The sequence below is a fragment of the Micromonospora sp. USAFONa4 genome (genome assembly GCF_057197825.1).
This window is the reverse complement of the sequence record NZ_CM170072.1, coordinates 7,010,781-7,024,178: the sequence shown is the minus strand read 5'-3', so window position 1 is coordinate 7,024,178 and position 13,398 is coordinate 7,010,781. Positions and strand designations below refer to the sequence as shown.

Genomic DNA, 13,398 nt, shown 5'->3' with positions numbered 1-13,398 from the left:
TGACTCTACACCGGATCAACATCCTGTCGATCCGACTCGACAGGGTGTTGACTAGCCTCGACAGCCGTGGCTAGTGTCCGGTCACACCGGCGGACGGAGACGAGATGGCCACCGAACACGTCGATGTGCTCATCGTCGGTGCCGGCCTGTCCGGCGTGGGCGCCGCCTGCCACCTGCGCCGCGGATGCCCGGAGAAGACGTACGCGGTGCTGGAGTCCCGCGACGCGATCGGCGGCACCTGGGACCTGTTCCGTTATCCCGGCGTCCGGTCGGACTCCGACATGTTCACCCTCGGCTACTCCTTCAAGCCGTGGACCGACCCCAAGGCGATCGCCGACGGCGACTCGATCCGCGACTACGTCCGCCGCACCGCCGACGAGTACGGCGTCACCGACCACATCCGCTTCCGGCACCGGGTGCTGCGGGCCGACTGGGACGGCGCGAGCGCCCGCTGGACCGTGCACGCCCAGCGCGACGACACCGGCGAGACGGTCGCGCTGACCTGTTCCTTCCTGTTCACCTGCGCCGGCTACTACCGCTACGACGCCGGGTACGCCCCGGGGTTCCCCGGCAGCGAACGGTTCGCGGGGCGGATCGTGCACCCGCAGCACTGGCCCGCCGACCTCGACCACACCGGCAAGCGGGTGGTGGTGATCGGCAGCGGCGCCACCGCCGTGACCCTGGTGCCGGCGATGGCCGAGCGGGCCGCCCACGTCACGATGCTCCAGCGCTCACCCACGTACGTCCTGGCGCTGCCATCGCGCGACGTGCTGGCCGACGCGCTGCGGCGCTGGCTGCCCGCGAAGGCCGCGTATCCGGTGGTGCGCTGGAAGAACGTCCTGCTCTCCACCGCCAACTTCCAGCTCAGCCGGCGCGCGCCCGCGCTGGTCCGGCGGCTGCTGCTGCGCGCCGCCCGGGGCCGGCTGCCGGCCGGCTACGACGTCGACCGGCACTTCTCGCCCCGCTACGACCCCTGGGACCAGCGGCTCTGCGTGGTGCCCGACGGCGACCTGTTCACCGCGGTGGCGCGGGGGAGGGCGTCGGTGGTCACCGACACGGTCGACACCTTCACCGAGCGGGGCGTCCGGCTCGGCTCCGGCGAGGAACTGGCCGCGGACGTCGTCGTCACCGCCACCGGGCTCAACCTGCTCGCCCTCGGCGGCATGACGCTGACCGTGGACGGTGCCGAGGTGGAGCTGCCCGACACCGTCGCCTACAAGGGGATGATGCTCTCCGGGGTGCCGAACTTCGCGCTGACCCTCGGCTACACCAACGCCTCGTGGACGCTGAAGGCCGACCTGGTGGCCACCTACGTCTGCCGGCTGCTGCGGCACCTGGACCGCACCGGCCAGCAGGTCGTCACCCCGCTGCCGCCGCCCGACGGCGAGCTGGAGCCGATCATCGACCTGACGGCCGGCTACGTGCTGCGCAGCGTCGACGCCCTGCCCAAGCAGGGCGCCCGGGCGCCGTGGCGGCTGCACCAGAACTATCCCCGGGACGTCCTGCTGATGCGGCACGGCCGGCTCACCGACCCCGGCGTGCGGTTCTCCCGCGCCGGCACACCGCAAAGGAGGACCGCCCGTGCGTAGGTTCGTCTTCACCGGCGGCACGGCCGTGGTGACCGGCGCCGCCAGCGGGATCGGCGAGGCCCTCGTGCACGGGCTGGCCCGCCGGGGCAGCGACCTGGTGCTGGTCGACCGCGACGCCGGGCGCCTCGACGCCGTCGTCGCGGCGGTCCGCGCCGCGCACCCCGACCGGCAGCTCACCGCCTACGTGGTCGACCTGGCCGACGCCGCCGCCACCGCCCGGGTGGCCGAGGAGATCCGGCGGCGGCACCCGGCGCTGCGGCTGCTGGTAAACAACGCGGGGGTGGCGCTGGGCGGCCGGTTCGACCAGGTGAGCCTGGACGAGTTCAGCTGGGTCGTCGACGTCAACTTCCGGGCCGTGGCGCAGCTGACCCACGCGCTGCTGCCCACCCTGCGGGTCGAGCCGGGCGCGCACCTGGTCAACGTCTCCAGCCTCTTCGGCATCATCGCCCCGGCCGGGCAGACCGCCTACTCGGCCAGCAAGTTCGCCGTCCGCGGCTTCACCGAGGCGCTGCGCCAGGAGCTGGCCGGCGAGGGGATCGGGGTGACCTGCGTGCACCCGGGGGGCATCCGCACCCGGATCGCGCAGAACGCCCGGGTGAGCGCCGGCGTGCCCGCCGAGGAGTTCGAGACCGGCCGCCGGCAGTTCGAGAAGCTGCTGACCATCGACCCCGCCCGGGCCGCCGAGGTGATCCTGCGCGGCGTGCACCGCCGCCGGGGCCGGGTGCTGATCGGCTGGTCGGCGAAGCTGCCCGACCTGCTGGCGCGGGTGGCGCCCGTGTCGTACCAGCGGGTCCTGGCCTTCGCGCTCGACCGCGTCGCGGGCGACGCCACCCGCCGGCTCACCACCGGATCGCCCGCCCCGGCGCAGCGCCAGCCCGAGGCGCCCCCGGCGCAGCGCCAGCCCGAGGCGCCCCCGGCGCAGCGGCAGCCCGAGGCGGCCCCGGCGGCCGACCCGGCCGGAGGACCGGCGTGAGCGCCCCGGCCGGACGCCGGCACGTGAGCGTGGACGGCCGGCGGGTGTGCCACCGCGTCGACGGCGACGGGCCGCCGGTGCTGCTGCTGCACGGCATCGGCCGCACCCTGCGCGACTTCACCGAGCTGCACGAACTGCTCGCCGGGCGGTTCCGGGTGCACAGCGTCGACCTGCCCGGCTACGGCGGTTCGCTGCCGATGGCCGGACCCTGCACGCTGCCGGCGCTGGGCGAGTTCGCCGCCCGCTACCTCGACGCCGTCGGCGTCGAGGAGCCGGCGCACGTGGTCGGCAACTCACTCGGCGGCGCCGTCGCCATGCGCCTCGCGGCGTCCGAGCCGGCCCGGGTGGCCAGCCTGACGCTTGTCAACAGCGCCGGCTTCGGCCGGGAGGTGACCATCGCGCTGCGGCTGCTGGCGCTGCGCCCGCTGGGCCGGCTGCTGCTGCGGCCCACCCGGTGGGCCGCCCGCCGCGCCGAGTTGTCGCTCTTCCACGACCCGGCCCTCGCCACCGCCGAACGCGTCGCCCACGCCCTGGCGGTCGCCCGCCAGCCGTACGCCGCCCGGGTGATGCTGGAGACCGCGCGCAGCCTCGGCACCTTCCGGGGCGTCAGCCCGCAGTGGCGCGAGGAGCTGCTGGCCGAGGTGGAACGGCTCGACGTGCCCACCCTGGTCGTCTGGGGCGACCGGGACCTGATCCTGCCGGCGGCGCACCTCGACGCCGCCCGGTCCCGGCTGCCGCGCGCCCGCACCCACCTGTTCGCCGACTGCGGGCACATGCCGCAGATCGAGTGCGCCGAGGAGTTCCACCGCCTGCTCGTCGACTTCTGGGCCGAGGCCGGCGCGGACGCCACCGGCAGGTGAGCCGGCGGCGGGACGGGGAAAGCGGGCCGGGTGCCCGAGCTGCCCCTCTTCCTCGGCGGCGACGTGATGACCGGCCGGGGCGTGGACGCGATCCTGCCCGCGCCCGGCCCGCCCGAGCTGCGCGAACCGGCGGTACGCGACGCCCGCGACTACGTCGACCTCGCCCGGGTCGCCAACGGGCCGGTCCCGCGCCCGGTGCCGCCGGCCTGGCCGTGGGGCGAGGCGCTGCACCTGCTAGACGAGCTGCGGCCCGACGCCCGCGTGGTCAACCTGGAGACCGCGGTGACCGGCCGGGGCGGGCACGCGCAGGCCAAGGCGATCCACTACCGGATGCACCCGGCGAACCTGGCCTGCCTGACCGCGGCCCGGCTCGACGTCTGCGCCCTGGCCAACAACCACAGCCTCGACTTCGGCACGGTCGGGCTCACCGACACCCTCGACGCCCTCGGCGGCGCCGGCATCGCCACGGCGGGCGCCGGCCGGGACGCGGCGGCGGCCTGGCGACCCGCCCGGGTGCCGCTGCGCACGGGCGGCCGGCTGCTCGTCTGGGCGGTGGCCGCGCCGTCGAGCGGGGTGCCCCCGCCCTGGGCGGCCACCGCCGGGGCGCCCGGGGTGGCGTACCTGCCGGAGGTCTCGGTCGCCTCGGCGGACGCGCTGGCCGGGCGGATCGCCGCCGTGGCCGGGCCGGGGGACCGGGTGCTGGTCTCCGTGCACTGGGGCACCAACTGGGGGTACGAGGTGCCGCCCGCGCACGTCGACTTCGCCCACCGGCTGGTCGACGCCGGCGTGGACGTGGTGCACGGCCACTCGTCGCACCATCCCCGCCCCGTCGAGGTGTACCGCGACCGGCTCATCCTCTACGGCTGCGGCGACCTGGTCGACGACTACGAGGGCATCGGCGGGCGGGAGGCGTACCGCCCGGAGCTGCGGCTGCTCTGGCTGCCGACCCTCGACGCGGAAACCGGGGCGCTGCGTGGCCTGCGGGCGGCCCCGGTACGGATGCGCCGGATGCGGCTGGAGCGGGCCGCGCCCGACGAGGCCGGCTGGCTGGCGGGGCTGCTCGGCGGCTTCGGCCCCCCGTTCGCGCGCGGGTTCACCGTCGACGGCGACGGGCTGCTGACGCTCCACCCACGCTGACGGTGGCCCGCGCCACCCCCAACGGGGGCGCGGGACGCGCCGAGGAGGCGGGACCCACCATAGATACATGACGCATCCCTCCCCGTCGGGCCGGACGGCCGCACCCTCGGCCGCCGAACGCGCCTACCGGCACCTCAAGCGCGAGATCCTGGAGCAGATCCACCCGGGCGGCTCGCTGGTCAGCGAGGGGGAGATCGCCGAGGCCACCGGGGTCTCCCGCACCCCGGTCCGGGAGGCGCTGCTGCGCCTGGAGGCGGAGGGACTGGTCCGCCTCTACCCCAAGCGGGGCGCCCTGATCCGCCCGGTCTCCGCCCGCGAGATCACCGACGTGATCGAGGCGCGGCGGCTGGTCGAGCTGCACGCCGCCGAGCGGGTCTGGCCCCGGCGCGCCGCGCTGCGGGGCGACCTCGCCGCCCGGCTGGCCGAGATGCGGGACGCGCACGCCGCCGGTGACCTGGCCGCGCTGATGCAGGCCGACCGGGCGTTCCACGCCACCGTCGTGGACGCCGCCGGCAACGAGATCCTCGCCGAGCTGTACCAGCGGCTGCGCGACCGGCAGCTGCGGATGGGGGAGGCCAGCTTCCGGCTCTCGCCCGGCTGGGCCGAGACGGCGCTCACCGAGCACGCCGACCAGCTCGCCGCGCTCGACTCCGACGACCCCGGGCGCTGGCTCGCCGCCGTCGCCGCGCACATCGACAACGCGGCGGCCGTGCTGCGGGCCCTGCGGTGAGGGTGCTGACCGCGCCGCTCGCCCCGCTCCGCTCGGCGGGGGGCCTCGTCTGGGGCGTGGCCGTGTCCGCGTACGTGGCCGCCGTGTTCCACCGCAGCTCGCTCGGCGTCACCGGCGTCGACGCGGTACACCGCTTCGAGGTCAACGCCTCGGCGCTGGCCACCTTCTCCGTCGCCCAACTCGCCGTGTACGCGGCGATGCAGGTCCCGGTCGGCGTGCTGCTCGACCGGTTCGGGTCCCGCCGGCTGCTCATCGCCGGCGGCGCGCTGATGGTCGCCGGCCAGCTCTGCTTCGCCGTGGCCACCGACGTGCCCCTGGCGATCGCCGCCCGCGTGCTGATCGGTCTCGGCGACGCCATGACGTTCATCAGCGTGCTGCGCATTGTGGCGCTGTGGTTCCCGGGGCGGCGCTACGCGATGATGACCCAGCTCACCGGCACGCTCGGCCAGCTCGGGGCGATCCTCGGCGCCGTACCGCTGGTGGCCCTGCTGCACTCGGCGGGCTGGACGCCGGCCTTCCTCACCGCCGGGGCGGTCGGGGCGACCGTGCTGCTGATGGTCGTCGTCGCCGTCCGGGACACCCCGGGCGGGCCGGTCCCGGCCGGCGCGGCGCCCACCCTCACCGACGTCCGCCGGGAACTCGCCGCCGCGTGGGCCCAGCCGGGCACCCGGCTGGGGCTCTGGACGCACTTCGTCACCCAGTTCTCCGGCGCGGTGTTCGCCCTGCTCTGGGGGTACCCGTTCCTGGTGCAGGGGCAGGGGCTCAGCCCGACCGCGGCGGCGTCGCTGCTCACCCTGATGACCGCCGCCATGCTGCTGACCGGGCCGGTGGTCGCGCACCTCTGCGCCCGGCACCCGTTCCACCGCTCGGTGCTGGTCTTCGCGATCACCGGCGCCACCGCCGTGGTCTGGGCCGTCGTGCTGGCCTGGCCGGGACGCGCGCCGGGCTGGCTGCTGGTCACGCTGGTGCTGGTGCTCGCGGTCAACGGCCCGGCCTCCCTCATCGGCTTCGACTACGCGCGCAGCTTCAACCCGGTCAACCGGATCGGCAGCGCCACCGGGGTCGTCAACGTCGGCGGCTTCGTCGCCTCGATCGTGCTGGTGCTGGCCGTCGGCGTGGTGCTCGACCTGGCCACCCCGGCCGGTCGGGCCACCCCGGACCTGACCGCCTTCCGGTGGGCCTTCGCGGTGCAGTACGTCCTCTGGGCGCTCGGCGCGGTCCAGGTCCTGCGTTACCGCAACGCGGCCCGCCGCCAGCTCGCCGCGACGCCGACCTGACCCGCCACACCGGCCGCGTGACGCCCACCGCCCTCGCGGGGACGGAGCGCGTGACGCGGCGCGGCGTGGTCTCCGGCGCGTCGCGGCCCGTGGGGTGCAGGAGGCCGGCGGCGCGGGAACCTCAGCGCCGCCGGCGGCCGTGGGTGAGGTCGTCCAGCACCAGGGTCAGGCCGGCCCCGAGCAGCCAGACGTCCTTGGCCAGGCCGATGCCCTGCTGGGTGGGCCGCAGGCTGCCCGCCTCGCGCATCCCCGGCGTCCTCAGATAGAGCTGCACCAGGCCCGCGCCGAACGCCGCCAGCCCCAGACCGGCCAGCGCCGACGGTATGAACGGCGCGAGCAGCGCGGCGCCCAGGGCGATCTCGGCCCGGGAGAGCAGCCGGGCGAACCGGTCCGGATCGAGCTTGCCGAGCTGCGGGACGGCGCCGACGGCCATCCCGTGCACGCCCTGCGCGGCCTCCCCCTCCAACGACCGCTTGCCCATCCCCGAGTTGAGGACGAACGCGCCGATGCTGACCCGCAGCGGCAGATGGCTGATCCTCATGGCGCACTCCCGTCCGAGCGTCGAACCGTGCCCCCGCCTACCCCTCGCCGCCCCCGATAACCGCCCGACGGCCCCGGTCGTCCGCGACGATCGGGAGTAGGTTCGGCCCGAGGAACGTGATCGGGTGCCGCGTCAGGGCACCGACGGACGGCGGCGCGACGCGTCGGCGTGGAGCAGGAGGAAGCGTGAGCCAGGAGGTCAGGGGAGTCATCTCCCGCAGCAAGGGCGCGCCGGTCGAGGTGACCACGATCGTGCTGCCCGACCCGGGGCCGGGCGAGGCGATCGTACGGATCCAGTCCTGCGGGGTCTGCCACACCGACCTGCACTACCGCGAGGGCGGCATCAACGACGACTACCCGTTCCTGCTCGGCCACGAGGCCGCCGGCGTCGTCGAGCAGGTCGGGCCGGGCGTCGACGGCGTCGCGCCGGGCGACTTTGTGGTGCTCAACTGGCGGGCCGTCTGCGGGGTGTGCCGCGCCTGCCGCCGGGGCCGCCCGTGGTACTGCTTCGCCACCCACAACGCGGCGCAGAAGATGACCCTCACCGACGGCACCGAACTCACGCCCGCGCTGGGCATCGGCGCCTTCGCGGAGAAGACCCTCGTCCACGCCGGGCAGTGCACCAAGGTCGACCCGGCGGCCCGGCCCGCCGCCGTCGGACTGCTCGGCTGCGGCGTGATGGCCGGTCTCGGTGCCGCCATGAACACCGGCGGGGTCACCCGGGGCGACTCGGTGGCCGTGATCGGCTGCGGCGGCGTCGGCGACGCGGCGGTCGCCGGTGCCGTGCTGGCCGGCGCGACGACGATCGTCGCGGTGGACACCGACCCCCGCAAGCTCGACTGGGCCCGCAAGTTCGGGGCCACGCACACCGTCAACGCCCGCGACGACGACCCGGTCGAGGCGATCCGCGCCGCCACCGGCGGCTTCGGCGCCGACGTCGTGATCGACGCGGTTGGCCGCCCCGAGACCTGGAAGCAGGCCTTCTACGCCCGCGACCTGGCCGGCACCGTCGTACTGGTCGGCGTGCCGACCCCCGAGATGACCGTCGACCTGCCGCTGCTCGACGTCTTCGGCCGCGGCGGCGCGCTCAAGTCGAGCTGGTACGGCGACTGCCTGCCCAGCCGCGACTTCCCCATGCTCACCGAGCTCTACCTGCAGGGCCGGCTCGACCTGGACGCCTTCGTCACCGAGGAGATCGCCCTGGACCAGGTCGAGGAGGCGTTCGCCCGGATGCACCGGGGCGACGTGCTGCGCTCGGTGGTGGTCCTCTGATGGCGGCCCGCGTCGACCACACCGTCACCTCCGGCACGTTCTCCCTCGACGGCCAGACCTTCGACGTCGACAACAACGTGTGGGTGCTCGGCGACGACGCCGAGTGCGTCGTCGTCGACGCCCCGCACGACGTCGACGCGATCCTCGCCGCCGTCGGCGACCGACGGGTCCGGGCGATCCTCGCCACCCACGCGCACGACGACCACGTCCGGGTGGCCCCGGCACTGGCCCGGGCCACCGGCGCCCCGGTGCTGCTGCACCCCGCCGACCGGGTGCTGTGGGACATGGTGCACCCCGACGAGGCGCCGGGCGGGGAGCTGCGCGACGGGCAGACCGTCGAGGTGGCCGGGACCGCGCTCACCGTGCTGCACACGCCCGGCCACAGCCCCGGCGCGTGCAGCTTCCACGCGCCGCAGCTCGGCGTCGTGTTCACCGGCGACACGCTCTTCGCCGGCGGGCCGGGGGCGACGGGACGCTCGTACAGCGACTTCGGCACGATCGTCGCCTCGATCCGGGACCGGCTGCTCACCCTCCCGCCGGAGACGGTCGTGCACACCGGCCACGGGGAGAGCACCACCGTCGGCGCGGAGGCTCCCCACCTCGACGAGTGGCTGGCCCGCGGGCACTGACCCCGCCCAGCCACCAGCGGTCCCGGCAGCCGCTCAGCGACTGTCCGGGGCCGCTCCGCGTCCGGCACCGCCGCGTGCGGTCACGCCGGTGCTCTCCCGGTCACCTTCCAAGGTGACGCCGTCGAGCGCAAGGTCACGCCGGGTGCCGCACGTACATCCGGACGGTCGTCCCGGCGGTGGTGGTGTGCACGCGGACCAGGTCGCACAGCGCCTGCACGATCACCAGCCCTCGGCCGCCGATGCCGTTCGCGGCCGGGGTCAGGCGGCCGGCCAGCGGGTCGGCCAGCCAGCCGTCGTCGCGGATCTCGCAGACCAGGTGCTCGGCGGTACGCCAGACGCGCAGCACGCCGGTGCCGCCGGCGTGCGCGACGCTGTTCGTCGCCAGCTCGGTCACCGCGATCTGCAGATCGGCCAGCCGGTCCTCGTCCAGCCCCGCGGCCGCGCCGTGCCCGGCCACGAACCGGCGCACCGCGGACAGCGTGTCGACCTCGTAGACCAGCGCCGAAACGGGCTCCGTCGGGCTCGCCAGGGGCTCGTTGTAGCGGGCGACCACGTCCGCCGGGGCGTAATGGGCGCTCGGCCGTCGCCCGGCGTCGTCGACGAGGATCGGGTGCGTGGCGTACGCGTCGGCGAGCACGTCGGCGTCGAGCCCGGCGACGTCGTACGGGCAGAGGATGGTCGCCTCGCGGCCGGCGAACGCCATGTTGATCAGCGCCTCGTGCTGGGCGCACGCCGGATACTCCGTGTCGCTGCGCCCGGCCCAGATCGGCTCGCCGATGATCCGTGCGCGGCGGCCGGCGTGCTGGTCGATAAACGCCTGCAACACCCAGGGGATGATCCGTCCCGGGTTCCGGCCCGCCTCCGACATGTCCGCCCAGCGCACCGCGTCCGTGGGGCCGACGGCGGCGCGGACCAGCCGCAGGTTCGCGCCGGGCATCGCGACCAGCACCGGCTCCCCGGCGGCCAGGCCGTCGGTGATGAACGGCACCGTGCCCGCGAGCAGACCCTCCCGATCGCGGTAGAAGAGCCCCTCGTGCACGAAGGCGCCCGCCGCCTGCGCGTGCCACGCCCCGGTCACGCCGGCCGTCCCGCGATGGTGGCGAACCCGGTCCTGCGCGGCCGCCGGTGGTGGCGGCACCACGCGACCATCCGGCGGGGCATCTGCTCGACCACCGCACCACCAGTCATCCGTCGCCTTCCGCTTCGGGCCCCACTGTAATCGCCGCTCCGGGTGCCGGCCCACCGGGTGAACGCCGCCGCCCATCCGGCCCGGCACGGGCCGGGCACCGCCCGCCCACGGTCGTGACCACGAGTCACGATCGCTCGTCCGGTGGCGACCTCCGGGTGCGCCTTCGAGAGTGGGACGACAGCCGCGACGCCTCGCCCTCCGGCACCGAAAACGGAGTGCGTCCCGGCCCGCTGGTGGGGGAGATTCGTCGCCGTGCGACCCACCACCGAACCGGCCGCCACACCTGCGGCGCCGGCACTCACCCCCGCCCAGCGCGCCGCCCTCGCGCACGTACGCGAGGCGGCGCTGCGCGAGCGCCCCGCCGCCCTGGCCGCCATCGCCCGGGCGCTCGCCGGCTCGGGCGTCGCCCACGGACCGGAGCACCTGATCGCGGCGGTCGGCGCGAACGGGCGGCTCACCCTGAACTTCCACCCGGACCGGCTGCTCGCCGACGGGCGTACGGTCGTCGACGCCCTCACCGCCGAGGGCGTCTACCGCAGCCAGTTCGAGACCGGCATCTCCAACGGCGGCCTGACGGCCTTCCCCGGCGGCGACCGGGACCGCTGGGAGGAGTCGCTCTTCGGCGGCGCCTACCAGACGGCCGGCGTACGCCCCGCCGACCGGCCGAAGTACGGCGGCCTGAACCTGCTCGACCACCCGGACGGCGCGTGCCCCCGGTTCGGCTCCTGCCACCTGCGGCTGCGCCCGCAGGTGCTGGCGCGGGCCACGTTCTGCTTCGGCGACAGCCACCTCGGACCCCGCGACCTGGGCACCGTGGACGTCTTCGAACCGGTGCTGGCGGCCCTGCTGGCCGCGACCGACGGCACGGGAATCAGCCTCGGCGTGCCGGGCGACGTGGTGACCCTGACCCGGGCGCTGCTGCGCCGACGCGAGGACGCCGCGTGGGCCCCCGGCGCGGCGGGTCGCGCGCTCGACGACTACATCGAGGCGCAGGTCCACGGCGAGCTGAGCCTCGCCCGGGACGTGGAGGCGATGGTCGTCGACCCGTCCTTCCGGGGCACCGGGACCGGGGCGACCCTCGCCGTGCTCGCCCGGCGGCACGGCTTCGCCCTGCGCTGGCACGCCGGGTTCGCGCTGCCCGTCGACCGGATCGACGCGGAGTTCCGGGGGCCGGCCATCCCGCCGCTGGCCGCCCGGGTGCACGCCGAGTTCGCCCGGCCGGGCGAACTGGTCGACGCCGCCCTGATCGGCCGCGCGGCGGTCTCGGTGGTCACGGAGCCGGCCCGCTGGGCCGACCGTGGGCCGACGGAGGTCACCCTCCAACACCTCAAGCAGCTCTGGCACGTCCTCGTGCGCTTCGGCGCCCCCGCGCCGCCTAGGACGACCGACCCCCCAGATCCTGCGGGCCCGTTGCCGGGGCGCGGACGGGCCGGTCGGCCAGCCGCTCGTCGGTCCCTGCCGTCGGGTGAGCCGCCGCCTCGACCGGGTGGATCGTCCCCGGCCGTCCGGTTGCGCCGCCAACCTCCCGGGCGCCACTGTCCGTGACTGCCCGTCACGAGTGTCGAGTGACCCGGGTCGCAGCCGACCGGCACCCGCTCATATCCGGAATGACCGACAGGGCGGGCTGGTTGTGTCCCCCGTACCGCCGGAACCGAAACCCCGTCCGGCGCGGAAGTTTCCCCCGAAGGAGTGCTCATCCAGGGAGCGCTTCGCCTGACCGAAAGGGCAACCATCGTGAAGTACGACTTCACTCGATGGCTCCCGGCCATCGCGAAGGACTCGAAGGACTCGAACCGCAGGATCGCGCTGAGCGTGGTGGGTGTCGCCGCCCTCGGCGGCCTGGCCCTCGGGCCGACGGCCGTGGCTGCCCCGGTCACCACCGCACCCCACGAGGGCGCCGTGGCGGCGATCGAACAGGCCACCGGCAAGGGCAGGCCGGGCGCGGCCGACGAGTCGGCCCTGACCACGGGCGGTACCACCACCAAGCCGTCCGCCGACAAGCCCAGCCGCGAGGAGCTGGTCCCGCACGGCGTGCAGGGCGCCCAGTCGCGCATCCCGCTCGACGACGCGCAGCTCGCCAACGCCAAGGCCATCATCGAGGAGGCCAAGGAGACCGGCGTGGGGGAGCGGGGCGCCGTCATCGGGATCGCCACCTCGTTGCAGGAGTCGAAGCTCTACAACCTCGGCCACCTGGGCGCGTACAACGACCACGACTCGCAGGGCCTGTTCCAGCAGCGTCCGTCGTCGGGTTGGGGCTCGCCCGACCAGATCACCGACCCCGAGTACGCCTCGCAGGCGTTCTTCAGCGCGCTCAAGAACGTGGGCGGCTGGCAGGACCTGCCGCTGACCTCCGCCGCGCAGACGGTGCAGGTCTCGGCCTACCCCTTCGCGTACGCGCAGTGGGAGGAGCAGGCGGCGGACATCGTCTCCCAGCTCTGGTGACATCCGCGTGACACCGGCCGGCCCCCGCCTCGGGGGCCGGCCGGTCGCGTCCCCGCCGACAACGCCCCGTATCTGGACCGCTGTCCGGTCGCAGGCGGCGCGGCGTCTCGTCGTGGTGGATCAGCTGTCGAGCTGCCCCGTTCACGAGACCACCTCCCAGCCCGGGCTCGCGCCGCCGTCCCGGGGTCACCGGTGGAACACCACGGGTGTCACCGGCGGCGGGAGACACCCATGGTGTTCCACCGGTGACCGTCGCGGGCGTCCCTGCTCTCGAATACGTCCGCTGCGCCCCCAGCCGGCCACTCGCCGATCTTGGAAGGAATGGGCCTCGCCAGGGGCCCGCATCTGCCAAGGTCGCCCACATCGCTACGCAGTGTCCGACCCGTCCGAGGGAGCCGCCGATGAGGGGGCCGCGCGCGGCGTCCGGTTCAAGCCCCGGCGTTCGGATGGGGCTCCGTTGCCGGGTGCGTGCCCGTCGGCACGTTCGCTGCGGCCCCGGTCCGCGGTCGTCGGGGTCGCCCGGGTGCTGAGGTGTCCGGTTTGGGGGTGTGACCGGGGGCATCGTGGGGGCGGAATCGTGGCGGGGGCGGGGTCGTTACACCCTGCGTACGACCGAGCAAGGCCACGCTGCCGAGGTCACGTCGCCCCGATGGGTTGGCGGGTCCGGGGCCCCCGGAATGATGGCGGGCCGGCGGTGGTTACACATGGTCCGGCCGACGCGAGGGCGCCCCCCGGCCCCGCGCACGCAAGGGCAACCCCC

Annotated in this window: 12 protein-coding genes; 10 read left to right on the top strand and 2 right to left on the bottom strand. The window is 75.3% G+C overall.

The genetic code is table 11. The annotated features are described in order from the left end of the window. Positions 1-104 precede the first annotated feature (104 nt). The 6 genes from AC0OO9_RS30380 to AC0OO9_RS30355 all read left to right on the top strand — a co-directional run bounded on the left by AC0OO9_RS30380 (position 105) and on the right by AC0OO9_RS30355 (position 6,566). On the top strand, positions 105-1,589 hold the full coding sequence (locus AC0OO9_RS30380) for a flavin-containing monooxygenase (RefSeq protein ID WP_484514201.1): 1,485 nt from the start codon (positions 105-107) through the stop codon (positions 1,587-1,589). Further along, on the top strand, positions 1,582-2,562 hold the full coding sequence (locus AC0OO9_RS30375; protein WP_484514200.1) for an SDR family NAD(P)-dependent oxidoreductase: 981 nt from the start codon (positions 1,582-1,584) through the stop codon (positions 2,560-2,562). The genes AC0OO9_RS30380 and AC0OO9_RS30375 overlap by 8 nt, the downstream gene beginning before the upstream one ends. After that, on the top strand, positions 2,559-3,422 hold the full coding sequence (locus AC0OO9_RS30370) for an alpha/beta fold hydrolase (protein ID WP_484514198.1): 864 nt from the start codon (positions 2,559-2,561) through the stop codon (positions 3,420-3,422). Before AC0OO9_RS30375 ends, AC0OO9_RS30370 begins: the two co-directional genes overlap by 4 nt. A 30-nt stretch (positions 3,423-3,452) precedes the next feature. Next, positions 3,453-4,559 carry a CapA family protein gene (locus tag AC0OO9_RS30365; RefSeq protein ID WP_484514197.1) on the top strand — a complete coding sequence of 369 codons (1,107 nt, stop codon included), beginning with the start codon at positions 3,453-3,455 and terminating at the stop codon, positions 4,557-4,559. A 67-nt stretch (positions 4,560-4,626) separates the two neighbouring features. Continuing rightward, positions 4,627-5,289, top strand: a complete 663-nt coding sequence (locus tag AC0OO9_RS30360) for a GntR family transcriptional regulator (RefSeq protein ID WP_484514195.1) — start codon at positions 4,627-4,629, stop codon at positions 5,287-5,289. After that, complete coding sequence (locus tag AC0OO9_RS30355; RefSeq protein ID WP_484514193.1) at positions 5,286-6,566, top strand: MFS transporter; 1,281 nt, start codon at positions 5,286-5,288, stop codon at positions 6,564-6,566. The genes AC0OO9_RS30360 and AC0OO9_RS30355 overlap by 4 nt, the downstream gene beginning before the upstream one ends. A gap of 121 nt (positions 6,567-6,687) precedes the next feature. On the opposite strand, the gene AC0OO9_RS30350 is transcribed toward AC0OO9_RS30355, so the two are convergent. Then, positions 6,688-7,107, bottom strand: coding sequence for a hypothetical protein (locus AC0OO9_RS30350; protein ID WP_484514191.1), 420 nt, complete (start codon positions 7,105-7,107; stop codon positions 6,688-6,690). A 185-nt stretch (positions 7,108-7,292) separates the two neighbouring features. Here AC0OO9_RS30350 and AC0OO9_RS30345 point away from each other — a divergent pair, with 185 nt between their 5' ends. Together AC0OO9_RS30345 and AC0OO9_RS30340 are read left to right on the top strand one after the other, a co-directional pair. Then, complete coding sequence (locus AC0OO9_RS30345) at positions 7,293-8,378, top strand: S-(hydroxymethyl)mycothiol dehydrogenase (RefSeq protein WP_151453684.1); 1,086 nt, start codon at positions 7,293-7,295, stop codon at positions 8,376-8,378. Further along, complete coding sequence (locus tag AC0OO9_RS30340; protein ID WP_484514189.1) at positions 8,378-9,007, top strand: MBL fold metallo-hydrolase; 630 nt, start codon at positions 8,378-8,380, stop codon at positions 9,005-9,007. Before AC0OO9_RS30345 ends, AC0OO9_RS30340 begins: the two co-directional genes overlap by 1 nt. Positions 9,008-9,140: 133 nt before the next feature. Here the strand turns inward: AC0OO9_RS30340 and AC0OO9_RS30335 are convergent, their stop codons facing one another. Further along, positions 9,141-10,085 carry an anti-sigma factor RsbA family regulatory protein gene (locus AC0OO9_RS30335; protein WP_484514187.1) on the bottom strand — a complete coding sequence of 315 codons (945 nt, stop codon included), beginning with the start codon at positions 10,083-10,085 and terminating at the stop codon, positions 9,141-9,143. Positions 10,086-10,448: 363 nt separating this feature from the next. Between AC0OO9_RS30335 and AC0OO9_RS30330 the strand changes: the two genes are divergently transcribed. Further along, positions 10,449-11,741 (top strand): DUF3626 domain-containing protein, encoded by a 1,293-nt coding sequence (locus tag AC0OO9_RS30330; protein WP_484514185.1) that lies wholly within the window; start codon positions 10,449-10,451, stop codon positions 11,739-11,741. A 189-nt stretch (positions 11,742-11,930) separates the two neighbouring features. Next, positions 11,931-12,638 carry a hypothetical protein gene (locus tag AC0OO9_RS30325; RefSeq protein ID WP_421449919.1) on the top strand — a complete coding sequence of 236 codons (708 nt, stop codon included), beginning with the start codon at positions 11,931-11,933 and terminating at the stop codon, positions 12,636-12,638. Positions 12,639-13,398 lie beyond the last annotated feature (760 nt).

What these genes read in the sequence shown, in the direction of transcription:
- AC0OO9_RS30380 (WP_484514201.1), top strand. Translation starts at nt 105, where the DNA reads ATGGCCACCGAACACGTCGATGTGCTCATCGTCGGTGCCGGCCTGTCC.
- AC0OO9_RS30360 (WP_484514195.1), top strand. Translation starts at nt 4,627, where the DNA reads ATGACGCATCCCTCCCCGTCGGGCCGGACGGCCGCACCCTCGGCCGCC.
- AC0OO9_RS30350 (WP_484514191.1), bottom strand. Translation starts at nt 7,107, where the DNA reads ATGAGGATCAGCCATCTGCCGCTGCGGGTCAGCATCGGCGCGTTCGTC.
- AC0OO9_RS30340 (WP_484514189.1), top strand. Translation starts at nt 8,378, where the DNA reads ATGGCGGCCCGCGTCGACCACACCGTCACCTCCGGCACGTTCTCCCTC.